We start from the raw sequence: 24,160 nt of genomic DNA on the forward strand, positions 1-24,160 counted from the left end.
GTTACTCCTCCACTTTAACCATGTAGTAAACCGCGTTGACCATACCGCGTACAGCAGGCGTATCTTCACGCTCAACGGTATGACCAATACGACGCAGACCCAAGCCAAGCAGCGTTGCCTTATGTTTCGGCAGACGACCGATTGCACTACGGGTTTGAGTAATTTTAATAGTCTTAGCCATGGTCAATTATCCCAGAATGTCGTCAACGGATTTGCCACGCTTGGCAGCAACCATTTCCGGGGAATTCATATTAGCCAAGCCATCGATAGTTGCACGAACCACGTTAATCGGGTTGGTGGAACCATAGGCTTTAGCCAATACGTTATGAACCCCAGCAACTTCCAGAACGGCGCGCATTGCACCGCCGGCGATGATACCGGTACCTTCGGAAGCCGGCTGCATGAATACGCGAGACCCAGTGTGAGCACCTTTAACCGGGTGCTGCAGGGTGCCGCCATTCAGCGCGACATTCAACATGTTGCGACGGGCTTTTTCCATCGCTTTCTGGATTGCTGCCGGAACTTCACGCGCTTTCCCGTAACCAAAACCAACGCGACCGTTGCCATCACCCACTACAGTCAGTGCGGTGAAGCTGAAAATACGACCACCTTTAACGGTTTTAGATACGCGATTTACCGCGATCAGCTTTTCCTGCAGTTCGCCAGCTTGTTTTTCGATGTGTGCCATCTTACACCTCTACCTTAGAACTGAAGGCCAGCTTCACGAGCAGCATCTGCCAGTGCCTGGACGCGACCATGATATTGGAACCCTGAACGGTCAAAGGACACATCTTTAATGCCTTTTTCCAATGCGCGCTCAGCGACTGCTTTACCTACAGCAGCAGCGGCATCTTTGTTGCCAGTGTACTTCAGTTGTTCTGCGATAGCTTTTTCTACAGTAGAAGCGGCTACCAAGATTTCAGAACCGTTCGGTGCGATAACCTGCGCATAAATATGGCGAGGGGTACGATGTACCACCAAGCGAGTCGCTCCCAATTCCTGGAGTTTGCGACGTGCGCGGGTTGCACGACGGATACGAGCTGATTTCTTATCCATAGTGTTACCTTACTTCTTCTTAGCCTCTTTGATACGCACGACTTCGTCGGCGTAACGGACACCCTTGCCTTTGTAAGGCTCAGGACGACGGTAAGCGCGCAGATCAGCTGCAACCTGACCGATAACCTGCTTATCAGCACCTTTCAGTACGATTTCAGTTTGAGTCGGGCATTCAGCTGTGATACCAGCCGGCAGCGCGTGGTCAATCGGGTGTGAATACCCCAGAGACAAATTCACGACATTGCCTTTAACTGCGGCACGGTAACCTACGCCAACCAGTTGAAGCTTCTTGGTGAAGCCTTCGGTAACACCGATAACGACTGCGTTCAGCAGTGCACGCGCGGTGCCTGCCTGTGCCCAACCGTCTGAAAAACCTTCGCGCGGTGCGAAAGTCAGAGCGTTGTCAGCCACAGTAACTTCAACAGCATCGTTGATGGTACGAGTCAGCTCGCCGTTTTTACCCTTGATCGAAATAACCTGACCGTTAAGTTTTACCTCTACGCCGGCAGGAATGACGACGGGTGCTTTTGCAACACGAGACATTCTTTCCTCCGATTAAGCTACGTAGCAGATAATCTCGCCACCAAGACCAGCCTGGCGCGCTGCACGATCAGTCATAACACCTTTAGAGGTAGAAACAACCGCGATTCCTAAACCAGCCATAACTTTCGGCAGCTCATCTTTTTTCTTATAGATGCGCAGACTTGGACGGCTGATACGCTGAATGCTTTCTACCACTGCCTTGCCTTGGAAGTATTTCAGAGAAATTTCCAGTTCAGGCTTGGTGTCGCCTTCGATTTTGTAATCTTGAATATAACCTTCTTCCTTAAGCACTTTGGCAATTGCCACTTTCAGCTTGGAGGAAGGCATGGTGATCGCAACTTTGTTCGCGGCCTGACCGTTGCGTATACGGGTCAGCATGTCCGCGATCGGATCTTGCATGCTCATCTGTCTTTACTCCCGTGATTCAATTGGTGACAATTACCAGCTAGCCTTTTTCAGACCCGGAATTTCACCGCGCATGGCGGCTTCACGGACCTTGATACGGCTCAACCCGAACTTCCGCAGGAAAGCGTGCGGACGACCTGTCTGGCGGCAGCGGTTACGCTGACGGGACGGGCTGGAATCACGCGGCAGAGTCTGCAGCTTGAGAACAGCATCCCAACGATCTTCGTCGGATGAGTTCACATTGGAGATGATAGCTTTCAATTCAGTGCGCTTAGCAAAGAATTTATTAGCCAATTTCACGCGTTTGACTTCGCGTGCTTTCATGGATTGCTTAGCCATTAGTAACCCTACCTTACTTGCGGAACGGGAAGTTAAAGGCGGCCAGCAGCGCGCGGCCTTCATCATCGGATTTCGCAGTGGTGGTAATGGTAATGTCCAAACCACGAACGCGATCGACTTTGTCATAGTCAATTTCCGGGAAGATGATCTGCTCACGCACGCCCATGCTGTAGTTGCCACGGCCATCGAAGGACTTGGCAGACAGACCGCGGAAGTCACGAATACGCGGTACAGCAATGGAAATCAGGCGCTCAAGGAACTCCCACATGCGTTCGCCACGCAGAGTTACTTTACAGCCGATCGGATAGCCCTGGCGGATTTTGAAGCCTGCAACAGATTTGCGTGCTTTGGTGATCAGCGGTTTTTGACCGGAGATAGCTGCCAGATCGGCTGCGGCGTTATCCAGCAGCTTCTTGTCAGCGATCGCTTCACCAACACCCATATTCAGGGTGATCTTCTCGACCCGAGGGACTTGCATGACAGAATTGTAGCTAAACTGAGTCATCAGTTTGCTAACCACTTCGTCTTTGTAGTAATCATGCAGTTTCGCCATCGTACTACTCCAAATTACTTGATAGTTTCGCTAGTAGATTTAAAGAAACGGACTTTTTTGCCGTCTTCGAATCTAAAGCCTACACGGTCAGCCTTGCCAGCTGCCGCATTGAACAGTGCAACGTTGGAAAGCTGGATTGCAGCTTCTTTTTCAACGATGCCACCCGGTTGGTTCAGGGCCGGAACCGGCTTCTGATGTTTCTTAACTAGGTTGATACCTTCAACAACGATCTTGCTGGAAGACAGAACATTCTTAACTTTACCGCGCTTACCTTTATCTTTGCCGGTCAGCACGATAACTTCGTCATCACGACGGATTTTCGCTGCCATGGTTCGCTCCTTAGAGTACTTCTGGTGCCAGAGAGATAATTTTCATGAACTTTTCAGAACGCAGTTCACGAGTTACCGGCCCAAAAATACGCGTACCGATAGGCTGCTCACTGTTATTGTTCAGAATAACGCATGCATTGCCATCGAAGCGAATGACAGAACCGTCCGGGCGACGAACACCCTTCTTGGTGCGCACCACAACCGCCTTCAGAACATCGCCTTTCTTCACCTTACCGCGAGGAATTGCTTCCTTGATGGTAATTTTGATGATATCGCCGACGCCTGCGTAGCGACGGTGCGAGCCACCTAGAACCTTGATACACATTACGCGACGTGCACCGGAGTTATCGGCCACGTTCAGCATAGTCTGTTCTTGGATCATTTTAGTGCTCCGCTAATGTCAACTACTACTTTTCAAACCCTTACGGGTCATTAATACCCCAGAATCGAGGGCGCAGTATTGTAACACCGCTTTTCGACCAAGGGTAGAAAAATAAACGGCCCTTTGCAGAGCCGTTTATCGTTTTCAAGAAGAGCAATACTGTATTACAGAATCGCTTTCTCTACAACGCGAACCAACGTCCAAGACTTAGTTTTGGACAGCGGACGGCATTCGCTGATTTCAACCACGTCACCGATACCGCATTCGTTGTTCTCATCATGTACGTGCAGTTTGGTCGTACGTTTGATGAATTTCCCATACAGCGGGTGTTTCACAAAACGTTCGATTGCAACAACCATGGATTTCTCCATTTTGTCGCTCACAACACGACCTTGCAGAGTACGGATATTATCGCTCATTACGCACCCGCCTTCTGAGTCAGTAAAGTCTTAACACGTGCAATATTGCGACGCACTTGTTTTACCAGGTGAGTCTGTTGCAACTGACCACTGGCCGCTTGCATACGCAAGTTAAATTGCTCGCGCAGCAGTTCGAGCAGCTCGGTGTTCAGCTCTTCAACGCTCTTTTCACGCAGCTCATTTGCTTTCATTACATCACCGTCTTAGTTACAAAGGTGGTTTTGATCGGCAGTTTCGCTGCTGCCAGTTGGAATGCCTCACGGGCTAATTCTTCCTGCACACCGTCCATTTCGTACAGGACTTTACCTGGCTGAATCAAGGCAACCCAATATTCCACGTTACCTTTACCTTTACCCATACGTACTTCAAGCGGTTTCTCGGTAATTGGTTTGTCCGGGAATACTCGGATCCAAATTTTACCTTGACGCTTAACAGCACGGGTCATGGCACGACGTGCAGCTTCGATTTGGCGAGCGGTCAGGCGACCACGACCAACAGCTTTCAGACCGAAAGTACCGAAGCTGACATCCGTACCGGCAGCCAGACCGCGGTTACGGCCTTTGTGCATCTTACGGAATTTTGTACGCTTTGGTTGTAACATCAGCGACTCTCCTTACTTGCGGCCTTTACGCTGCTGCTTTTTAGGTTGAGCAGCCGGTTTTTCCGGTTGTTCAACGGCAGCCATACCACCCAGGATCTCACCTTTGAAGATCCACACTTTCACACCGATAACACCGTAAGTGGTGTGTGCTTCGGACGTGTTGTAGTCGATATCCGCACGCAGCGTGTGCAACGGAACGCGACCTTCGCGGTACCATTCGGTACGTGCGATTTCAGCACCACCTAGGCGGCCACTGACTTCAACTTTAATGCCCTTGGCACCCAGACGCATGGCGTTCTGAACGGCACGCTTCATCGCACGGCGGAACATCACACGACGTTCCAGCTGAGAAGTGATGCTGTCAGCAACCAGTTTCGCGTCCAGTTCCGGCTTGCGAACTTCCGCGATATTGATCTGTGCAGGGACGCCAGCGATATCCGCTACGACTTTGCGCAGTTTTTCAACATCTTCACCTTTTTTACCGATAACGATGCCCGGACGAGCGGTGTGAATGGTTACACGGATGCTCTTGGCCGGACGTTCGATAACGATACGAGAGACGGAGGCTTTCTCCAGTTCTTTCGTCAGGTATTTACGAACTTTAAAATCGCTGTCCAGGTTGTCAGCGAATTCTTTGGTATTCGCATACCAAGTAGAGTTCCAAGGTTTGACAATACCCAGGCGAATACCATTAGGATGTACTTTCTGACCCATTGCTAGTCTCCAGAGTCTCAGCGATCGGACACAACCACAGAAATGTGGCTGGTACGCTTCAGGATGCGATCCGCACGACCTTTAGCACGAGGCATAATGCGCTTCATGCTTGGGCCTTCGTCTACGAAGATTTTCGCAACTTTCAGATCATCAATGTCAGCGCCATCGTTGTGCTCTGCGTTGGCAATGGCAGACTCCAGTACTTTTTTAACCAGACCAGCAGCTTTCTTGTTGGTGTAGGTCAGAATTTCCAGAGCTTGCGACACTTTCTTACCGCGAATCAGGTCAGCCACCAGGCGAACCTTTTGAGCAGAAGAACGAGCATGAAGATGTTTAGCTATAGTTTCCATCTCTTCCTCCTACTTTATTTTTTCTTGGCTTTTTTATCAGCCGCGTGGCCGCGATAAGTACGAGTCGGCGCGAATTCACCCAGTTTGTGACCGACCATTTCATCGGAAACAAACACTGGAACGTGCTGACGACCATTATGGACAGCGATGGTCAAACCGATCATAGTTGGAAAGATCGTTGAACGACGGGACCAAGTGCGCAGAGGCTTCTTGTCACCGCTTTCCACCGCTTTCTCTACCTTCTTCAGCAAGTGCAGGTCAATAAAAGGACCTTTCTTGAGAGAACGTGGCATGGTTTATCCTCTAATATTATTTAGTACGGCGACGTACGATGAATTTATCAGTACGCTTGTTGCTGCGAGTCTTCTTACCTTTGGTCTGAATGCCCCACGGTGAAACCGGGTGCTTACCAAAGTTACGACCTTCACCACCACCGTGCGGGTGGTCGACTGGGTTCATTGCCGTACCGCGAACGGTAGGACGAACACCACGCCAGCGTGCAGCACCAGCTTTACCCAGAACGCGCAGCATATGCTCAGCGTTACCTACTTCGCCCAGCGTAGCGCGGCAGTCAGATTCGACTTTACGCATTTCGCCAGAACGCAGACGCAGGGTCACGTACGCGCCGTCACGTGCAACGATCTGCACGTAAGCACCAGCAGAACGCGCCAGCTGACCGCCTTTACCCGGCTTCATTTCCACGTTGTGAACGGTGGAACCGACCGGAATATTGCGCATCGGCAACGTGTTGCCAGCTTTGATAGCAGCATCAACGCCAGACTGGATCTGATCACCGGCTTTCAGGCCTTTCGGCGCCAGGATGTAACGGCGTTCGCCGTCTTTGTACAGAACCAGAGCGATGTTGGCGGAACGGTTAGGATCATATTCCAAACGTTCTACAACAGCAGGGATACCATCTTTGTTACGCTTGAAGTCAACAATACGGTATTGCTGTTTGTGGCCACCACCGATATGACGGGTAGTGATGCGGCCATTGTTGTTACGGCCACCGGATTTGCTGTTTTTTTCCAGCAACGGAGCATAAGGTTTGCCCTTGTGCAGCTCAGGGTTAACCACTTTAACAACGTGGCGACGACCCGGACATGTCGGTTTACATTTAACAATTGCCATTGTTCTTTACTCCTCCGAACTCCTCCGACTTACTCTGCGCCGCCGATGAAGTCCAGATTCTGGCCTTCTTTCAGGGTGACGTAAGCTTTTTTCCAGTCGCTACGACGACCGATACGCTGTCCATGACGTTTCGTTTTCCCTTTAACCAGCAGGGTACGAACTTCATTGACTTCGACTTCAAACAGTTTCTGCACAGCAGCTTTGATTTCTGCTTTGGTCGCGTCTTTAGCAACTTTGAGCACGATGGTGTTGTGTTTTTCCATCGCAGTAGACGCTTTTTCAGAAACGTGAGGTGCAGTCAACACCTTAAGCAGACGTTCTTCACGGATCATGCCAGCATCTCCTCAACTTGCTTAACAGCGTCAGCCGTCATTACGACTTTGTCGAAGGCGATCAGGCTAACCGGATCGATACCTGCTACATCACGTACGTCAACCTTGTACAGGTTGCGTGCAGCCAAGAACAGATTTTCATCAAGTTCACCGGTGATGATCAGCACGTCGTCCAGCGCCAAGTCTTTCAGTTTCTGTGCCAGCAGCTTGGTTTTCGGTGCTTCAACAGAGAACTGCTCGACAACGATCAAACGATCCTGACGTACCAGCTCGGACAGAATGCTTTTCAGCGCGCCGCGGTACATCTTTTTGTTTACTTTTTGACTGTGGTCCTGAGGCTTGGCAGCAAAGGTCACACCACCGGAACGCCAGATCGGGCTCTTGATAGAACCTGAACGCGCCCGGCCAGTACCTTTCTGACGCCACGGTTTTTTACCGGAACCAGTTACTTCAGCACGGGTCTTCTGAGCACGAGTCCCTTGACGGGCACCAGCTGCATAAGCAACAACAACCTGGTGTACCAGCGCTTCGTTGAAATCACGACCGAAGGTAGTTTCGGAAACAGTCAGCGCGCTTTGCGCGTCTTTCAATACTAATTCCATTGCTATCCCCTTACGCCTTCACAGCCGGTTTAACGATCAGGTCGCTACCGGTTGCACCCGGGACAGCACCTTTCACCAGCAGCAGGTTGCGCTCAGCGTCAACGCGTACTACGTCCAGACTCTGAACGGTTACACGCTCGTTGCCCAGCTGACCAGCCATTTTCTTGCCTTTGAACACTTTGCCCGGAGTCTGGTTCTGACCGATAGAACCCGGAACGCGGTGAGACAAGGAGTTACCGTGGGTAGCATCCTGAGTACGGAAGTTCCAGCGTTTAACAGTACCCGCGAAACCTTTACCTTTGGACGTACCAGTAACGTCAACTTTTTTCACGTCAGCGAAAATTTCAACGCTGATGCTTTGGCCTACGGTGAACTCTTCGCCTTCAGACAGACGGAATTCACGCAGGACGCGGCCAGCTTCAACACCCGCTTTAGCAAAATGACCTGCTTCCGGCTTGGTAACACGGTTTGCTTTTTTAGCACCGGTAGTTACCTGTACAGCCTGGTAGCCATCATTAGCCAAGTCTTTAACCTGAGTAACGCGGTTTGCTTCAATTTCGATAACGGTTACAGGGATAGAAACGCCGTCTTCAGTGAAGATGCGGGTCATGCCCACTTTTTTACCGACTAAACCAATCATTGTATCAACCTCTCAATCGCTTGATGACCTGATTAACCCAGGCTGATCTGCACGTCTACACCGGCAGCCAGGTCCAGACGCATCAGAGCATCAACGGTTTTCTCGGTTGGCTCAACGATGTCAACCAGACGCTTGTGAGTGCGAATTTCGTACTGATCGCGCGCGTCTTTGTTGACGTGCGGGGAGATCAGAACGGTAAAGCGCTCTTTGCGGGTCGGCAGCGGGATCGGACCACGTACTTGCGCACCAGTGCGCTTGGCCGTCTCAACGATTTCCGCGGTTGCTTGATCGATCAGGCGATGATCAAACGCTTTCAGGCGGATACGGATTCTTTGGTTCTGCATGAGACCAGAGCTCCAATTATTTATAAACGTAAATGATTACTCCTCAAACCCATTTCGATTGATGGGGAGTGTAATCGTTCGGCCATAACTCCCAAATCGGGAGCATTGTTGACCCATGCCTATTGCATGGCGTCTCTGTTCGTAAACGTACTGCATATACATGCAGTACGTTTAACGTAACAGGCCCGACTTAATTCATACGGGCCCGCGCATTATACGTAAATCTGTTCAGGAAGCAACCGCGTTTTACAGAATCATGCCTCTTTTTTTAGCTGCGCTTGCAGATAATTAGGCAACCCGAGGCGCGCTATCAGGTCAAGTTCCGTCTCAATCCAGTCGATGTGTCCTTCTTCATCGGCCAAGATTTCAATCAGCAAATCGCGGCTGACATAATCGCGCACCGAATCCATATACGCGATCCCTTCGCGCAAATCCTTGGCGCCATCCAACTCCAGTTTCAGGTCAGAACGCAGTATCTCTTCAACATCTTCGCCAATATTGAGTTTTCCGAGATCTTGCAGAGTTATGCTCATTTCTGGTGTACGGGGTTTCGGGGAGGGGGGCGTATCCTGCTGATTGATTTCGTGGATGATTTCAACAACAGAGAGATGATACCCCATGAAAAAGTCTACCCTACAGGTCTCCGCAGAACCAGATATTGCCGGTGATCCCTTGCATGAACTCATTCGTAATGGTGCCAGGCAACTGATAGCTGCCGCCGTTGAGGTTGAGCTCGAAGCCATGCTGCAACAACATGCTGAACGCCTCCTTGACGATGGGCGTCATGCTGTCGTTCGTAACGGCTATTTGCCACAACGAACCATACAGACGGGTATTGGGGATGTTGAAATTAAAGTGCCTAAGGTCAGGGATCGCAGCGGCAACGGAATATGCTTCAACAGCGCGTTGTTGCCGCCTTATCTGAAACGTGCAAAAAGCGTCAAAGAGTTGCTATAGCCAAGCGACTTAATTTTGATTACACCATATGGACTGAGAACAAAATCTCTGTATCGCAACCACTCTCTCTTTTTTTGCTTTTTGCTTGTGCCCATTTATGCTCAATTGAGTTAAGATCTGGCGAATATGTAGGCAAATACTCCACCATATACCCTGTATCGATGATGACTTGTTGAATATTATGTTTTTCGTGAAAAGTTGCATTGTCCATCACGATTACCCTGTTTTTAGGGAGTACTGGGATAAGGACTTGTGTGACCCAGGAATAGAAAACATCGCTGTTAATATTGATATCAAATAATCCGATAGCAAACAGCGTTGTGCCTAATAAAGCGCCGATAACATTTGTTCTTCCCTTGGCTCCCCAGTTCTTCAGCCCAAAACACCGTTGACCTTTTGGGGAATAGCCGTGAGTCCGTGGGGTATCGTGTGGAAAACCACTTTCATCAATAAAAACAATAGATTTGACTTCTTTTTCATACTGTTGTATTTTTTGTTGAAATGCTTACCGGGCGCTTTCGTCGGCTTTCGGATGACGTAGCGTTTTTTTATAGGTCAATCCCAGCCTTTTAAGAGCATAGGTATCTACACATCATAAAGGGTTAAAAACCACCATAGCTAAGTGGGCAAGTTCTTCCGGGGTATAGTCTGCTAATAACGTCAAGGTATTTAGCAGGATGGATAGTCCGGCAAGCAGCGCTGGGGCGCTTTCTTTACGCCCTCGTTTTTGTTGTCGTCCGGATAATCGGCAAATTAACTGACGGGCTGCCACATTGTCGTCTCCTTCAGCGCGTTGCAGCCGCCATACCAGCACACATGCCATGCTAGCTATCAATAACCTGCGTAGCAGTGCACCAGCACTGCGCTGAAGCCATTTTTCTACATCATGACCGGCACCTTTCAGCAGCTTAAAAAAGGATTCAATACCCTAGCGCCAGTAATACCAGCGAGCGACTTCCGCGCTGGTGATCTCGTTGCTAACGTTTGTGAGCAGCGTCCAGCGTCCGATAAATTTACCGTAAGTATCGGTAAGGCGAACCACAACTAATCTGAGTGTCAGAGCTACGCCTGGCTGAACTTTCACTCGCCGTCCGGTGTTCTTGTCTTTCCGCTTCGGTTTTGCTGTTCGCGTTATGATCACGGATGTTTCCCCGATCTCCATATTGGCTTTTTTCCCTTTCCAGCCAACCTGTCCGTTTGCGATAAATGGCAGATCGTCTGCAATTTCACCAATTTTACGGGTGTCACCGCCCCACTCGGCCTGATGCCCTTCCTTTCCCCGGATAAGCCAACATATTCCCTGGGAGCTTAATGTGCGCATATGCCCGATAGAGTCACCTTCACGGTCAATGAGATGAACTATAGCCAAACGACTTAAAAATGATTACAGCCAATGCCCTGATATGTGGCAAAAAATACAGCTAATTGTTATCAAAATAATGTCGCTTTGCTATAACTTCTTCCCGGTATCAAGAGACTCAACGCGGGCGATATCAGCCGTCAAAGCATCCATATGAGTCAGACTCTCAGACAAGCCCTCGGTTAGCGTTGAACGACAACCCGCCCTATCGGTTAGAATTTGAGACAGGGGCGCTATTGGTAAACCATTTGCAGCATCAAGCAGTAGGCGGGTTTGTAGTTCATAACCGACGTCGCCACCATGCGTCATTTTCAAACGTTCTTCTTTCCCATTGTGGGTACGAAACTGTAAATGAGACCAGTCGTGAACGACGGGAGCGTATGGATGCGGGCTAAGTGCAACCTGCCGGAGAGCCAGCGAAATAATCGGTTCATTGAGCTGACTGAAGCTAATACGTTCATTATTAAAAAAACGCCAAACGGCCTGAGTAGTGGCGAATGTTGTTTTCTGCGCGCAGGCAAGGTCTTTAACGGCTGACACCAATGGTGCTGCGGGAGTCATGTGTTGCTTAACCAGACGCTGATAACGCCGGTTAAGGCGGGCATCAATCCCGCCGATGGATAAGTTGAGATCATGCAGCAACGTAATAGCAGATATTGCAAAAGATGTGTAGATACCTATGGTTCAAGGGCTTGGCTGAGGCGTGTTATACGATCGGCCAAAGAGGGTGATTGAAGCATAAGAGATCCGTTTTTACTCTGATGTCGCAAAACAGGGTGGCAAGCGATAAAGTCATCAACGATGATGCAATAATATACGGCAGATCACAGATTTTTTTTAATCGTATCTGCATCGATTATTGCCATCTTTGGCTATGTTAATCAATAAACCAGTTTATTTCTGGATGTTTCGATACAGCGTGAAGGGATGGTTTTTTGCATGAATATATGCATACTGTGCGCTTTCGGGCTAAGTCTACGAAAAACGCGTTGCTCTCTACGCCGTGAAAACAGCGGAAGTCGCAAAGTGAAAACAACAGAAGATAGGCGCTATGAGCTCAGAGCATAAGCAATCGCTTCCTGCCATTACCTTGGCAGCTATTGGCGTGGTGTACGGGGATATCGGCACCAGCCCACTTTATACATTAAGGGAATGCCTTTCCGGACAGTTTGGGTTTGGCGTCGAGCAGCATTCAGTATTTGGCTTCCTCTCGCTGATTTTCTGGCTGCTGGTACTGGTGGTGTCGATCAAGTATCTCTCCTATGTGATGCGAGCCGACAATGCCGGAGAAGGGGGTATTTTGACCCTGATGTCACTGGCAGGACGCCACACCAGCGATCGCATGACATCCATCGTGGTGATCATGGGGCTGATTGGCGGAGGGTTTTTTTATGGCGAAGTGGTGATCACCCCGGCGATGTCGGTGCTTTCAGCAATGGAAGGGATTGAGATTGCTGCCCCCGAGTTGGACAGCTACATCGTGCCGCTGTCGGTGATTGTGCTGACCTTGCTGTTTGCCATTCAGAAACACGGCACCAGTAGCGTGGGTAAGCTGTTTGCGCCGGTGATGCTGATTTGGTTTTTGACGCTGGCGGTGCTAGGAGTGCGCAGCGTGATGGAAACGCCGCAGGTGTTTCAGGCATTGAACCCGGTTTACGCCGTGCGTTTCTTTATGGAATACAAGTTTATCTCTTTCTTCGCGCTGGGGGCTGTGGTACTGGCGATCACCGGGGTGGAGGCGCTGTATGCAGATATGGGGCACTTTGGTAAATTCCCTATTCGCTTGGCGTGGTTTACCGTGGTATTGCCGTCGTTGGTGCTCAACTATTTTGGTCAGGGGGCGTTGCTGCTGCGTAATCCGGAAGCCATCAAAAATCCCTTCTTTTTACTGGCTCCCGACTGGGCGTTGATTCCGCTGCTGATCCTGGCAACGCTGGCGACTATCATCGCTTCTCAGGCCGTTATCTCCGGCGTATTCTCGCTGACGCGTCAGGCAGTACGTCTGGGGTATTTGCCGCCAATGCGTATTGTGCATACGTCAGACATGGAATCCGGGCAGATTTATATTCCGGCGATAAACTGGCTGCTGTATACGGCGGTGGTGATTGTCATCGTCAGCTTCGAGCATTCTGGCAATTTAGCGGCAGCTTACGGTATCGCGGTGACCGGAACCATGGTACTGACCAGCATTCTTTCCGCGACCGTGGCGGTAAAAAACTGGCACTGGCATCGCTATCTGGTGTGGCTATTGCTGGTGGCGATGTTGTTGATTGATATCCCACTGTTTCTTGCCAACGTGGTTAAAATCCTTTCCGGCGGCTGGTTGCCGCTGGCGCTGGGATTGATCATGTTTACCACTATGACGACCTGGAAGAGCGAGCGTTTCCGTTTACTGCGTCGTTTGCATGAGCATGGTAATTCACTGGATGCGATGATTGCCTCACTCGAGAAAAACCAGCCGGTACGGGTGCCGGGTACGGCAGTCTATCTGTCGCGCGCGACGCACGTCATCCCGTTTGCATTACTGCATAATCTCAAACACAACAAAGTATTGCACGAAAGGGTGGTGCTGCTGACCATGCGCACAGAAGCGGTTCCCTATGTGCATAATGTGCAGCGCGTTACGGTTGAACAGCTTTCCCCGACCTTTTGGCGTGTGATTGCCAACTACGGTTGGCGAGAAACGCCCAACGTGGAAGAGGTGTTTCACCGCTGTTGGCAGGAGGGATTAGCTTGCCAAATGATGGAAACATCGTTTTTCATGTCTAATGAGTCGCTAACCATGGGCAAACGGCACTGGTATCTGCGCGTGTGCGGCAAGGTGTTTATGATGCTGAATCGCAATGCGTTGCGGGCGGCCGATCAGTTTGATATACCGCCAAACAGGCTGATAGAGCTGGGGATTCAGGTAGAGATTTAGTGTATGACGTCCTCGAAATAGAGGGCGTCATTTTTGGTGATTATTTACCGTTCGATTTTAAGGTTTCCCCTTCCTTCAGGGCCATAGGTATCTACACATCATAAAGGGTTAAAAACCACCATAGCTAAGTGGGCAAGTTCTTCCGGGGTATAGTCTGCTAATAACGTCAAGGTATTTAGCAGGATGGATAGTCCGGCAAGCAGCGCTGGGGCGCTTTCTTTACGCCCTCGTTTTTGTTGTCGTCCGGATAATCGGCAAATTAACTGACGGGCTGCCACATTGTCGTCTCCTTCAGCGCGTTGCAGCCGCCATACCAGCACACATGCCATGCTAGCTATCAATAACCTGCGTAGCAGTGCACCAGCACTGCGCTGAAGCCATTTTTCTACATCATGACCGGCACCTTTCAGCAGCTTAAAAAAGGATTCAATACCCCAGCGCCAGTAATACCAGCGAGCGACTTCCGCGCTGGTGATCTCGTTGCTAACGTTTGTGAGCAGCGTCCAGCGTCCGATAAATTTACCGTAAGTATCGGTAAGGCGAACCACAACTAATCTGAGTGTCAGAGCTACGCCTGGCTGAACTTTCACTCGCCGTCCGGTGTTCTTGTCTTTCCGCTTCGCTTTTGCTGTTCGCGTTATGATCACGGATGTTTCCCCGATCTCCATATTGGCTTTTTTCCCTTTCCAGCCAACCTGTCCGTTTGCGATAAATGGCAGATCGTCTGCAATTTCACCAATTTTACGGGTGTCACCGCCCCACTCGGCCCGATGCCCTTCCTTTCCCCGGATAAGCCAACATATTCCCTGGGAGCTTAATGTGCGCATATGCCCGATAGAGTCACCTTCACGGTCAATGAGATGAACTAACTTCTTTCCGGTATCAAGAGACTCAACGCGGGTGATATCAGCCGTCAAAGCATCCATATGAGTCAGACTCTCAGACAAGCCCTCGGTTAGCGTTGAACGACAACCCGCCCTATCGGTTAGAGTTTGAGACAGGGGCGCTATTGGTAAACCATTTGCAGCATCAACCAGTAGGCTGGTTTGTAGTTCATAACCGACGTCGCCAGCATGCGTCATTTTCAAACGTTCTTCTTTCCCATTGTGGGTACGAAACTGTAAATGAGACCAGTCGTGAACGACGGGAGCGTATGGATGCGGGCTAAGTGCAACCTGCCGGAGAGCCAGCGAAATAATCGGTTCATTGAGCTGACTGAAGCTAATACGTTCATTATTAAAAAAACGCCAAACGGCCTGAGTAGTGGCGAATGTTGTTTTCTGCGCGCAGGCAAGGTCTTTAACGGCTGATGCCAATGGTGCTGCGGGAGTCATATGTTGCTTAAGCAGACGCTGATAACGCCGGTTAAGGCGGGCATCAATCCCGCCGATGGATAAGTTGAGATCATGCAGCAACGTAATAGCAGATATTGCAAAAGATGTGTAGATACCTATGCCTTATATATCCGGCAGGCCCATTTCTCTGAACAGTCTATTTGGTAGGGCTATGCACAGCGCTGGTGACAGACTGATCCGCCATTGCTTGTGACAGCTGCCCACTGTCTGGGCTGCAAGGTCCTTACCGACCCCTCTAACCCTGAGCTCGCTATAACGAGTCCGCCCTTTCTTCCACTCTTTCCACAGCAGACTGCGCAACCTCCTTCTTACCCACCCCAGCAGGTTGCGCGTCAGTGACGGTAACTCGTTCAGACTGTAGTAGTTCCGCCATCCCGTCAGATATACCCTGAGTTTGCCGATAACCTGTTCCAGACTGCGGCCTTTGCTGCGCCCGGTTATCTCTCTCAGACGGGATTTAGCCCGTCTTATCGACTCCGGGGCAATGAGGATCCACGCTCTCCCTTTGCCGGAGCTGATGCTGTAACCCAGGAACTTACGTTCGCACGGTGGCGACACCGCTCTTTTCCGCTCATTAACCTTCAGTTTCAGTCTCTTCTCCAGCCAGTGGGTGATGCTTTCCTTCACACATTTACCGGCTCTTTCGCTTCTGACGTAGATATAGCCAAGCGACTTAATTTTGATTACACCATATGGACTGAGAACAAAATCTCTGTATCGCAACCACTCTCTTTTTTTTGCTTTTTGCTTGTGCCCATTTAGCTCAATTGGGTTAAGATCTGGCCAATATGTAGGCAAATACTCCACCATATCTACTCCGGTAGCGGCGGTGGGGGCATCGTGCAGAAAAACACCGCGTCGCACGGTGTCGGTAGCATGCTCTCTGCGGTCGTCAGCAACGGGTCGTGTTTAGACGCGCCTAATCATTCATCCGGTAGGCGCGGCCTTCCATCAAGATAGGTGTGGCGAGTCGGGTTGAAAAGCACGCATCGTAGTACTGTTTGATATCGCGTTCGCGCTGCTGACTTTCGCGCATTTTTACCAGCATCAGCGCCAGATTGGCAACCAGTACTACCGAGAGCACCAGCATCAATAACCCAGTGCCGAAATAGCGCCACAGCGTGATGGCGTCAGGATCGCTGCGTAAATTGATGTGCTGCATTCCGTTGGCATCGGTGGAGAGTTGCGTGATAAACCCTTTGGCGCCAAAGGGCGTGTGCAGCAGCATGGCGGAAAGCCGTTGCAACTCTTGCCATTGCTCTGTTGCATGATATTCATTAAACGGCTTGGGCGGCAGCGGGTAGTTTACGAGTTGGCGGCCTTCGTCGCTGCGGATAAGAAAGCCGCTGTGTGGCGGGCTGTTCAGCGAGTCGGTGGCCGCGTTAATCTCTTGGTAGAAAAAAGACTCCGTGGCGCTGACCACCAACGATTCCAGCGATTCAGCATTAACGGAACGCAGCAAAACGTTCATCCCCTTAAGCGATCCTGATTTTGCGCGTCTGACCAAGGCATCCCAGGTTTTCACATTGCCCAGATTGACCAGCGCATTTTTCAGCCGCGTGCAATCCTCTTCACGAGTACACAGATCCTGAGTTTTCAGCACGATATCAGAGAAATTGTTGAGCAGCACCATACCTGATTTCTGAATGGCGGACGTGAGCTGCGTGCTAACTTTACCTTCATCGTTGGTCACGGGATGCAACTGTGCGTTCACCACGGATAGTAGCGCCGACGCTTTTTCGATTACGTCCGACTTAGGTAGCGGTAACGACCCGGCCTTGTTCCAGTAGATGGCAGAGCAATCAAACGGGGTAAAAGCAGAGGGCTTTACGTTACTCGGATAGCGGTTGCCCGCAGGCACATCGCACATGCCAGTGCTTTGAATATCCAACTTATCGCCGATTTTTAGGTGGGCGTTTTGCAATTCGTCAACCTGTACCACTTTGATATTCTGTGCGCCGTGCAGCCAGCTCATGCTCAGGTTGAGCGGTAATTCCAACGGCAAGAAGCTGAGCAGCAAGATAAGGTGCAGTAGCGCACCCGCAGAGAGAATCAGGTTTTTTCCAAAGCGCTGAAGGGGGAAACGGCTGACTTCCTCGTGGAGCGAGAGAAATTCGCCTTGGCGAACGACCTGACGATTCAGATAGATGTCGACTTGGGTTTTCTGCGCCAGATCGTAGGCGATATAAGGCTGCCAATGGGGGGGATAGATAAGATCGATATTGCCCAGCGAAATATTGCCAATCTGCTCCTGGTTCGATTCGCCAAACAGGCCGAGGCACTGTGGCGTGCCATTCAGGCAATGTACCTCTTGCAGTTCACGCTCGGAGGGGGCGCGAAACAGCTGCCAGCAGCTCCATGTCGCCAGCAGCACGGCGGCAGCGGCAAGCCAGGGCATCACCGCCAACGGCGTCATCAGGCTGATAAACAACAGCAGAAAAGCCAATGAAATCAAAAGCGATTCCCGAATGCCCGAGGCGTGATGTACGGCGTATTCTTCTCGTGTTTCCTTGCGAACGGCAACCAGCTCGGCGCGTTCATTCCCCTCTTCTCGAATCGAGGCATTACGTTCAGGTATTACCGGCGGCGGTAAAATGTTCTGATCGCTGTGCTCAACGCATTCACTCAAGGAATGTCCGTTGAGCGCAACGACCAGCGGAATTGAGCGGGTGTTAATCAGCTCAATATGGTTGTTCTCGGTGATGTACTGTTCCCAGTCAGCAGGCAGGTGTATCTCTTGTGTATCAATAAAATAACGCCATTTGTTCGCCGTGTTGGTAGTGAGGCCATAACGCGTAATGCTGTGGGTGAGCACATAGACGCGCGGATCTTGGCGAGTACGCTGTAACACTGGCAACGTGCTGGGCGCTGACAGTTGCAGATTGGCGAGTGTCAAATAGCGCTCGATGGTGGCACGCTCATCGTGCGTTAATGTGTGTTCTCGCACGTGCATGACGGCGAAGGACGGTTTTGTAAAAGGCAAATGGCGACGCATACGGTATCCAGTGTAACTTCTGATGACGATAAGACAGGCAAACAATAGAGATAAAAGAACAACTATTGTGCTCATGCCATCCTCATTCCAACGCTGATAATTCGGATACTAGCAAACTTATCCCGAGAGTGATAATCCGTATGTCATTGTTAATCAGCTTGAATCACTCATTAACGCAATAAATTTTTCCTATATTTCTTCGATCTTACCAAGAGAAAATCAGAAAAAAACATGGGGAAAATCTGAATTTATTGTGATGTGTTGAGTTTTATTTTTTTCGGGGAAAAGCCGTAATGTTTGTTATTTGTTGCGATTACGTAAATTGAGTCTTTTCAGAGTTGCGGTAAGATGGCCTGTTAACGCACAATGTGAGCAATATCAAAAAAGAAAATTAACGTTTTTTTTGCATTCTGCGGCGTTCCCGTTACGGAAAAAGAGGTGCCGATTCCTCGCCTTTTTTTGACGGACATCAGTTTTTTGTTGTCGCAGGAATGCCTCGTAGGGCGAATATATTTATGGATAACAATCTGAAAAAACCGAAAATTCTGAACGTGGAGACGGTAGCTCGCTCGCGCCTGTTTAACGTGGAATCGGTTGATCTTGAGTTCAGCAACGGCGTGCGCCGCGTGTATGAACGGATGCGCCCTTCGGGGCGAGAAGCGGTGATGATTGTGCCGATTATCGACAATCAACTGGTGCTGGTGCGCGAATACGCCGTCGGTATCGAGCAGTATGAATTGGGGTTCCCCAAAGGGCTCATCGATCCGGGGGAAACCGTTTTTGAAGCGGCGAATCGTGAATTGATGGAAGAAGCGGGATTCGGCGCACACCAGATGTCGCTGCTGGCGACGCTGACGTTGGCGCCTTCCTATTTATCCAGCCGCATGAATATCGTGGTTGCGCGTGACCTTTATCCGCAGACGCGAGAAGGGGATGAGCCTGAGCCGCTGATTCCAGTGCGCTGGCCATTGGATAATTTGCTGGGCCTGTTGCAGAAGCCGGATTTTCGCGAAGCGCGTAACGTCAGTGCGCTGTTTTTAACGCGCGAGTGGTTGGCAGGACAGACACCTTCATCGTCCCCGGCCTAGGCCATAGGTATCTACACATCTTTTGCAATATCTGCTATTACGTTGCTGCATGATCTCAACTTATCCATCGGCGGGATTGATGCCCGCCTTAACCGGCGTTATCAGCGTCTGGTTAACCAACACATGACTCCCCCAGCACCATTGGCGTCAGCCGTTAAAGACCTTGCCTGCGCGCAGAAAACAACATTCGCCACTACTCAGGCCGTTTGGCGTTTTTTTAATAATGAACGTATTAGCTTCAGTCAGCTCAATGAACCGATTATTTCGCTGGCTCTCCGGCAGGTTGCACTTAGCCCGCATCCATACGCTCCCGTCGTTCACGACTGGTCTCATTTACAGTTTCGTACCCACAATGGGAAAGAAGAACGTTTGAAAATGACGCATGGTGGCGACGTCGGTTATGAACTACAAACCAGCCTACTGCTTGATGCTGCAAATGGTTTACCAATAGCGCCCCTGTCTCAAACTCTAACCGATAGGGCGGGTTGTCGTTCAACGCTAACCGAGGGCTTGTCTGAGAGTCTGACTCATATGGATGCTTTGACGGCTGATATCGCCCGCGTTGAGTCTCTTGATACCGGGAAGAAGTTAGTTCATCTCATTGACCGTGAAGGTGACTCTATCGGGCATATGCGCACATTAAGCTCCCAGGGAATATGTTGGCTTATCCGGGGAAAGGAAGGGCATCGGGCCGAGTGGGGCGGTGACACCCGTAAAATTGGTGAAATTGCAGACGATCTGCCATTTATCGCAAACGGACAGGTTGGCTGGAAAGGGCAAAAAGCCAATATGGAGATCGGGGAAACATCCGTGATTATAACGCGAACAGCAAAACCGAAGCGGAAAGACAAGAGCACCGGACGGCAAGTGAAAGTTCAGCCAGGCGTAGCTCTGACACTCAGATTAGTTGTGGTTCGCCTTACCGATACTCACGGTAAATTTATCGGACGCTGGACACTGCTCACAAACGTTAGCAACGAGATCACCAGCGCGGAAGTCGCTCGCTGGTATAGATAAACGACTTAATTTTGATTACATTATTTAAATGAGCTATTCAATTGATTTTAGACGTAAAGTGATATCTACACGGGAAGAAGAAGGGTTGAGTATCCGAGAAACAGCGAAGCAATTTCGGATTGGCCCTGCCTCTGTATCGCGTTGGATTAATCAAATAGCGTCAAAAGCATCGACCACGCGTCAGCGAAAGAGCGATAAATCCGAGTTGATAAAAGATGTTGAACAATATCCAGATGCTTACCAAAAAGAACGTGCAGAGCGTTTTGGCGTTTGTCAGAAGGCCATTTGGCAAGCTCTTAAAAAGCTGGGATTGACCTATAAAAAAACGCTACGTCATCCGAAAGCCGACGAAAGCGCCCGGCAAGCATTTCAACAAAAAATACAACAGTATGAAAAAGAAGGTAAACCTATTGTTTTTATTGATGAAAGTGGTTTTCCACACGATACCCCACGGACTCACGGCTATTCCCCAATAAGGTCAACGGTGTTTTGGCCTGAAGAAGGGGGGAGCCAAGGGAAGAACAAATGTTATCGGCGCTTTATTAGGCACAACGCTGTTTGCTATCGGATTATTTGATATCAATATTAACAGCGATGTTTTCTATTCCTGGGTCACACAAGTCTTTATCCCAGTACTCCCTAAAAACAGGGTAATCGTGATGGACAATGCAACTTTTCACAAAAAACATAATATTCAACAAGTCATCATCGATGCAGGGTATATGGTGGAGTATTTGCCTACATATTCGCCAGATCTTAACCCCATTGAGCATAAATGGGCACAAGCAAAAAGCAAAAAAAGAGAGAGTGGTTGCGATACAGATATTTTGTTCTCAGTCCATATGGTGTAATCAAAATTAAGTCGCTTGGCTATACCTATGGGCCTAGGCCGGGGAACGCTTGCAGAAATAATCCGTTTGGTTTGTAAGCGATTCCCGCCTGCGCGGGAATGACGGGAAGGTGCTCGTCCGTGGCGAAGCGTTAAAACAGCTCTTCGCTCTGACCGTTTTCCATCAAGGTGGTGCCTGCCTCGTGGACTTCAAACTCCGTAGGCTGCGTGCCATCGATAAAATATTCCGCACGGCTGTTGCTACCGCCGCTGGAGAGTTTACCGGTGTAGCGATCGATGGTGACGGTAACAACGCCCGGCGGCGGCGTCAGCGGCTGCTCTGCCACGCCTTGCAAAGCGACTTTCATATAGTCATCCCACGCGGGTTGGGCGCTCTTTGCGCCGCCCTCATAACCCGATATCTGATCTTTAATTGCACCAGAAACCGTGCTGCGGCCCAGATCGCGGCGATGGTCATCAAAACCAATCCACACCGAGGTGACAAGGTTGGGTCCGTAGCCGGAGAACCAGGCATCTTTGGAACTGTTGGTGGTGCCGGTTTTGCCGCCGATGTCATGGCGCTGCAAATCTTTACCAGCACGCCAGCCTGTTCCCATCCAGCCGGGTTCGCCAAAGACGTTACTGTTGAGTGCACTCTTCATCAGAAACGACAACGGCGTACTGATGACATGCGGTGCATACGGCAGCGTACTTACCTGCGCTTCGGTTGGTGTGACGGCATCAATCTGTGGTTGAGGCACAGTGCCCTGCTGCTCTTTAGAAGTGGCGACGTTCTCCATGCTGTCCGTTGAGAGTACGGCTGAGCGCGGTGTTTCACCATAAACCAGCGGCAGATTGCAGGTGTCGCACACGGTTTTTGGCGTTGCGTTGAACAGCGTGTTACCAGCGTCATTCTCGATACGGGAAATGAAGTAAGGGTCAACCAGGTAACCCCCGTTGGCCATCACGGCATAGCCTCTGACTACTTGGAGCGGCGTGAAGGAGGCAGCACCCAGCGCCAGCGATTCGGTACGCACAATGTTTTGCTGCGGGAAACCGAAACGCTGTAGGTAATCAGCTGCATAATCAACGCCCATGGCACGCATCGTGCGCACCATCACCACGTTTTTAGACTGACCCAGCCCTTGACGTAAGCGAATCGGACCGTCGTAGGTTGCCGGAGAGTTCTTCGGACTCCAGTCTGAGCCAGCGCCCGCATCCCAACGGGTGATCGGTACGTCGTTAAGGATGGTAGCCAGCGTCAGCCCCTTATCCATGGCGGCGGTGTAGAGGAACGGTTTGATATTGGAACCAATCTGACGCAGCGCCTGCGTGGCGCGGTTGAACTTGCTCTGATTGAAATCAAAGCCGCCCACCAGCGCTTCAATGGCACCGTTGGTCGGGTTCATGGACACCAGCGCGGAGTTGACGTCCGGCGCTTGTCCCAGCCAGCAGTCGTTGCCCACTTTACGCACCCACACCTGCTGGCCGGTTTGCACCACATCGGTGACGCGGCGCGGCATCGCCCCTTGCAGTACGTCGGATTTAAATGGACGCGACCATTTCATACCGGCCAGTGGCAGCACAACGCTGCTGCCATCGGCCATCAGCGCGGTGGCTTTGTCGGCATCGCTTTGGGTAATAACCGCGGGATTTAGCGGACCGTAGTTAGGCGTGTTTTTCAGTTCATTGATAATGCGCGTTTGATCCCAAGCGCTTTCACCCACTTTCCACAGCACTTTTTCCGGGCCGCGATAACCATGGCGCATATCATAGGCCATAACGTTATTGCGTAGCGCCTCTTCTGCGGCGAGCTGACGTTTTTTGGTGATGGTGGTGTAGACCTTGTAGCCATCGTTATAGGCGTCTTCACCGTAGCGTTTCACCATCTCCTGACGCACCATTTCGGCCAGATATGACGCGGAGAAAGCAATCTCCGGTGCGTGGTAGTCGGCCACCAGCTTCTCACTACGCGCCTGATCGTACTGGGCCTGCGTGATATAATTTTCATCTCGCATACGGGCCAGCACTACATTGCGGCGCGCCACGGCGCGATCGTAGGAGTAGAGCGGGTTAAAGGTGGACGGTGCTTTAGGTAAACCGGCGATGGTGGCCATTTGGCTCAGCGTCAGCTGGTCAGCTGAGCGGCCAAAGTAGACGTGCGCAGCAGCACCCACCCCGTAGGCGCGATATCCGAGATAAATCTTGTTGAGATAAAGCTCCAGGATCTCGTCTTTGGTCAGCAACTGTTCAATGCTGATCGCCAAAAACACTTCTTTGATCTTACGGATCAACGTGCGTTCAGGGCTCAAAAAGAAGTTGCGCGCCAACTGCTGCGTGATGGTACTCGCCCCCTGCGATGCGTGCCCGGAGGTCAACGCAATAGTGGCGGCGCGCACAATCCCTACCGGATCGACACCGTGATGCTCGTAGAAGCGGCTGTCTTCGGTAGCGATAAACGCGTGGACCATTTCAGGCGGAATCTGACCCAACTTCAGCGGAATGCGACGCTTCTCACCGAACTGGGCAATCAGCTCACCGTCGGCGCTGAGCACCTGCATTGGCGTTTGTAACCGGACATCTTTCAACGTTGCTACATCGGGCAACTGAGGCTCGATATAACGATATAGCCCATATATCGACGCTGCTCCAAGCAGAATGCAAGTCACTGCAAGGATGAATAAATACTTTACGAACTTCACCGGGAATTTTCCATTCAGTAGCGTGTGGACAATTTCTAAACAATTGCCCGCTAGTATAAAGGTAAGCCTGCACTGTGGATACGTTCTTTTATTCAGCACACGTTTTCAGCAACGCGTGCCCTTCTCAAGGACCATAGGTATCTACAATCCGGACGACAACAAAAACGAGGGCGTAAAGAAAGCGCCCCAGCGCTGCT

General features: G+C 50.5%; 33 protein-coding genes and 3 pseudogenes. 7 read left to right on the top strand and 29 right to left on the bottom strand.

The genetic code is table 11. The features are described from left to right. Position 1 precedes the first annotated feature (1 nt). From rpmD to ACD630_RS19665, 21 genes and pseudogenes are all read right to left on the bottom strand, one after another. Complete coding sequence (rpmD, locus tag ACD630_RS19565) at positions 2–181, bottom strand: 50S ribosomal protein L30 (protein WP_038016616.1); 180 nt, start codon at positions 179–181, stop codon at positions 2–4. 6 nt (positions 182–187) lie between these two features. After that, positions 188–688: a 30S ribosomal protein S5 gene (gene rpsE, locus ACD630_RS19570; RefSeq protein ID WP_222158728.1), complete on the bottom strand. Its 501-nt coding sequence runs from the start codon at positions 686–688 to the stop codon at positions 188–190. A gap of 14 nt (positions 689–702) precedes the next feature. Next, positions 703–1,056 (bottom strand): 50S ribosomal protein L18, encoded by a 354-nt coding sequence (gene rplR, locus ACD630_RS19575; protein WP_080884204.1) that lies wholly within the window; start codon positions 1,054–1,056, stop codon positions 703–705. Between the two features lie 9 nt (positions 1,057–1,065). Then, positions 1,066–1,599 (bottom strand): 50S ribosomal protein L6, encoded by a 534-nt coding sequence (gene rplF, locus ACD630_RS19580; protein ID WP_430360362.1) that lies wholly within the window; start codon positions 1,597–1,599, stop codon positions 1,066–1,068. A 12-nt stretch (positions 1,600–1,611) separates the two neighbouring features. Continuing rightward, on the bottom strand, positions 1,612–2,004 hold the full coding sequence (rpsH, locus tag ACD630_RS19585) for a 30S ribosomal protein S8 (protein WP_222158730.1): 393 nt from the start codon (positions 2,002–2,004) through the stop codon (positions 1,612–1,614). Between the two features lie 33 nt (positions 2,005–2,037). Then, positions 2,038–2,343: a 30S ribosomal protein S14 gene (rpsN, locus tag ACD630_RS19590; RefSeq protein ID WP_196908036.1), complete on the bottom strand. Its 306-nt coding sequence runs from the start codon at positions 2,341–2,343 to the stop codon at positions 2,038–2,040. A gap of 13 nt (positions 2,344–2,356) precedes the next feature. Further along, complete coding sequence (gene rplE / locus ACD630_RS19595) at positions 2,357–2,896, bottom strand: 50S ribosomal protein L5 (protein WP_222158732.1); 540 nt, start codon at positions 2,894–2,896, stop codon at positions 2,357–2,359. A 14-nt stretch (positions 2,897–2,910) separates the two neighbouring features. Then, positions 2,911–3,225 (bottom strand): 50S ribosomal protein L24, encoded by a 315-nt coding sequence (rplX, locus tag ACD630_RS19600; protein WP_430360363.1) that lies wholly within the window; start codon positions 3,223–3,225, stop codon positions 2,911–2,913. Between the two features lie 10 nt (positions 3,226–3,235). Beyond that, on the bottom strand, positions 3,236–3,607 hold the full coding sequence (gene rplN / locus ACD630_RS19605) for a 50S ribosomal protein L14 (RefSeq protein ID WP_023479426.1): 372 nt from the start codon (positions 3,605–3,607) through the stop codon (positions 3,236–3,238). Between the two features lie 164 nt (positions 3,608–3,771). After that, the gene (gene rpsQ / locus ACD630_RS19610; RefSeq protein ID WP_430360364.1) at positions 3,772–4,026 is read right to left on the bottom strand and encodes a 30S ribosomal protein S17; all 255 of its coding nucleotides are present in this window, start codon (positions 4,024–4,026) and stop codon (positions 3,772–3,774) included. Beyond that, complete coding sequence (gene rpmC / locus ACD630_RS19615) at positions 4,026–4,217, bottom strand: 50S ribosomal protein L29 (RefSeq protein ID WP_024107517.1); 192 nt, start codon at positions 4,215–4,217, stop codon at positions 4,026–4,028. Before rpmC ends, rpsQ begins: the two co-directional genes overlap by 1 nt. Beyond that, the gene (gene rplP, locus ACD630_RS19620) at positions 4,217–4,627 is read right to left on the bottom strand and encodes a 50S ribosomal protein L16 (protein WP_430360365.1); all 411 of its coding nucleotides are present in this window, start codon (positions 4,625–4,627) and stop codon (positions 4,217–4,219) included. Before rplP ends, rpmC begins: the two co-directional genes overlap by 1 nt. A gap of 12 nt (positions 4,628–4,639) precedes the next feature. Continuing rightward, complete coding sequence (gene rpsC, locus ACD630_RS19625) at positions 4,640–5,341, bottom strand: 30S ribosomal protein S3 (protein ID WP_005970274.1); 702 nt, start codon at positions 5,339–5,341, stop codon at positions 4,640–4,642. Between the two features lie 17 nt (positions 5,342–5,358). Continuing rightward, positions 5,359–5,691 (bottom strand): 50S ribosomal protein L22, encoded by a 333-nt coding sequence (gene rplV, locus ACD630_RS19630; protein ID WP_196908040.1) that lies wholly within the window; start codon positions 5,689–5,691, stop codon positions 5,359–5,361. Positions 5,692–5,705: 14 nt separating this feature from the next. Further along, positions 5,706–5,984, bottom strand: coding sequence for a 30S ribosomal protein S19 (gene rpsS, locus ACD630_RS19635; protein WP_161133058.1), 279 nt, complete (start codon positions 5,982–5,984; stop codon positions 5,706–5,708). Between the two features lie 16 nt (positions 5,985–6,000). Then, positions 6,001–6,822, bottom strand: coding sequence for a 50S ribosomal protein L2 (gene rplB, locus ACD630_RS19640; protein ID WP_430360366.1), 822 nt, complete (start codon positions 6,820–6,822; stop codon positions 6,001–6,003). 29 nt (positions 6,823–6,851) lie between these two features. Further along, positions 6,852–7,154, bottom strand: a complete 303-nt coding sequence (gene rplW, locus ACD630_RS19645) for a 50S ribosomal protein L23 (protein WP_195316357.1) — start codon at positions 7,152–7,154, stop codon at positions 6,852–6,854. Then, positions 7,151–7,756, bottom strand: a complete 606-nt coding sequence (gene rplD / locus ACD630_RS19650; RefSeq protein ID WP_222158736.1) for a 50S ribosomal protein L4 — start codon at positions 7,754–7,756, stop codon at positions 7,151–7,153. The genes rplW and rplD overlap by 4 nt, the downstream gene beginning before the upstream one ends. Positions 7,757–7,766: 10 nt before the next feature. Continuing rightward, positions 7,767–8,396 carry a 50S ribosomal protein L3 gene (gene rplC, locus ACD630_RS19655; protein WP_195316355.1) on the bottom strand — a complete coding sequence of 210 codons (630 nt, stop codon included), beginning with the start codon at positions 8,394–8,396 and terminating at the stop codon, positions 7,767–7,769. A 32-nt stretch (positions 8,397–8,428) separates the two neighbouring features. Beyond that, entirely contained in the window at positions 8,429–8,740 is a 312-nt protein-coding gene (gene rpsJ / locus ACD630_RS19660) for a 30S ribosomal protein S10 (protein ID WP_140554275.1), read from the bottom strand. A 254-nt stretch (positions 8,741–8,994) separates the two neighbouring features. Further along, positions 8,995–9,261: pseudogene (locus ACD630_RS19665) on the bottom strand (ferritin-like domain-containing protein); the annotation flags it as partial. Positions 9,262–9,358: 97 nt separating this feature from the next. On the opposite strand from ACD630_RS19665, the pseudogene ACD630_RS19670 reads away from it, so the two are divergent. Next, positions 9,359–9,694, top strand: a pseudogene (locus tag ACD630_RS19670) (transposase); the annotation flags it as partial. A gap of 22 nt (positions 9,695–9,716) precedes the next feature. Here the strand turns inward: ACD630_RS19670 and ACD630_RS19675 are convergent. From ACD630_RS19675 to ACD630_RS19690, 4 genes are all read right to left on the bottom strand, one after another. Next, positions 9,717–10,187 carry an IS630 family transposase gene (locus ACD630_RS19675; RefSeq protein WP_430361203.1) on the bottom strand — a complete coding sequence of 157 codons (471 nt, stop codon included), beginning with the start codon at positions 10,185–10,187 and terminating at the stop codon, positions 9,717–9,719. Between the two features lie 102 nt (positions 10,188–10,289). Further along, positions 10,290–10,520 carry a hypothetical protein gene (locus tag ACD630_RS19680; protein WP_430360367.1) on the bottom strand — a complete coding sequence of 77 codons (231 nt, stop codon included), beginning with the start codon at positions 10,518–10,520 and terminating at the stop codon, positions 10,290–10,292. Between the two features lie 105 nt (positions 10,521–10,625). Continuing rightward, the gene (locus ACD630_RS19685; RefSeq protein WP_430360368.1) at positions 10,626–11,066 is read right to left on the bottom strand and encodes a hypothetical protein; all 441 of its coding nucleotides are present in this window, start codon (positions 11,064–11,066) and stop codon (positions 10,626–10,628) included. A gap of 81 nt (positions 11,067–11,147) precedes the next feature. Continuing rightward, positions 11,148–11,699 (bottom strand): hypothetical protein, encoded by a 552-nt coding sequence (locus ACD630_RS19690; RefSeq protein ID WP_430360369.1) that lies wholly within the window; start codon positions 11,697–11,699, stop codon positions 11,148–11,150. Positions 11,700–12,108: 409 nt separating this feature from the next. On the opposite strand from ACD630_RS19690, the gene kup reads away from it, so the two are divergent. Beyond that, positions 12,109–13,977 (top strand): low affinity potassium transporter Kup, encoded by a 1,869-nt coding sequence (gene kup, locus ACD630_RS19695; RefSeq protein ID WP_430360370.1) that lies wholly within the window; start codon positions 12,109–12,111, stop codon positions 13,975–13,977. 98 nt (positions 13,978–14,075) lie between these two features. Here the strand turns inward: kup and ACD630_RS19700 are convergent, their stop codons facing one another. The 3 genes from ACD630_RS19700 to ACD630_RS19710 are packed head-to-tail and all read right to left on the bottom strand — an operon-like array spanning position 14,076 to position 18,402. After that, entirely contained in the window at positions 14,076–15,392 is a 1,317-nt protein-coding gene (locus ACD630_RS19700; RefSeq protein WP_430360371.1) for a transposase, read from the bottom strand. A gap of 42 nt (positions 15,393–15,434) precedes the next feature. Further along, a complete protein-coding gene (locus ACD630_RS19705; RefSeq protein ID WP_430360372.1) occupies positions 15,435–16,196 on the bottom strand; it encodes a group II intron maturase-specific domain-containing protein in 762 nt (253 codons plus the stop codon). 55 nt (positions 16,197–16,251) lie between these two features. Continuing rightward, on the bottom strand, positions 16,252–18,402 hold the full coding sequence (locus ACD630_RS19710) for an IgaA/UmoB family intracellular growth attenuator (protein ID WP_430360373.1): 2,151 nt from the start codon (positions 18,400–18,402) through the stop codon (positions 16,252–16,254). Between the two features lie 440 nt (positions 18,403–18,842). Between ACD630_RS19710 and nudE the strand changes: the two genes are divergently transcribed. The 5 genes and pseudogenes from nudE (at position 18,843) to ACD630_RS19735 (ending at position 21,360) form a co-directional block, all read left to right on the top strand. Then, on the top strand, positions 18,843–19,415 hold the full coding sequence (gene nudE, locus ACD630_RS19715; protein ID WP_430360374.1) for an ADP compounds hydrolase NudE: 573 nt from the start codon (positions 18,843–18,845) through the stop codon (positions 19,413–19,415). A 42-nt stretch (positions 19,416–19,457) separates the two neighbouring features. Then, positions 19,458–20,432 (top strand): hypothetical protein, encoded by a 975-nt coding sequence (locus ACD630_RS19720; protein WP_430360375.1) that lies wholly within the window; start codon positions 19,458–19,460, stop codon positions 20,430–20,432. Positions 20,433–20,460: 28 nt separating this feature from the next. After that, the gene (locus tag ACD630_RS19725) at positions 20,461–21,009 is read left to right on the top strand and encodes an IS630 transposase-related protein (protein WP_430360376.1); all 549 of its coding nucleotides are present in this window, start codon (positions 20,461–20,463) and stop codon (positions 21,007–21,009) included. After that, positions 20,963–21,175: pseudogene (locus ACD630_RS19730) on the top strand (transposase); the annotation flags it as partial. The gene ACD630_RS19725 and the pseudogene ACD630_RS19730, both read left to right, overlap by 47 nt. Before the next feature lie 32 nt (positions 21,176–21,207). Continuing rightward, a complete protein-coding gene (locus ACD630_RS19735) occupies positions 21,208–21,360 on the top strand; it encodes a hypothetical protein (RefSeq protein WP_430360377.1) in 153 nt (50 codons plus the stop codon). A gap of 53 nt (positions 21,361–21,413) precedes the next feature. Here ACD630_RS19735 and mrcA read toward each other — a convergent pair whose 3' ends face one another. Further along, complete coding sequence (mrcA, locus tag ACD630_RS19740) at positions 21,414–23,963, bottom strand: peptidoglycan glycosyltransferase/peptidoglycan DD-transpeptidase MrcA (RefSeq protein WP_430360378.1); 2,550 nt, start codon at positions 23,961–23,963, stop codon at positions 21,414–21,416. Between the last annotated feature and the right edge of the window lie 197 nt (positions 23,964–24,160).

Source organism: Symbiopectobacterium sp. RP (genome assembly GCF_050472005.1).
GTDB lineage: Bacteria > Pseudomonadota > Gammaproteobacteria > Enterobacterales > Enterobacteriaceae > Symbiopectobacterium.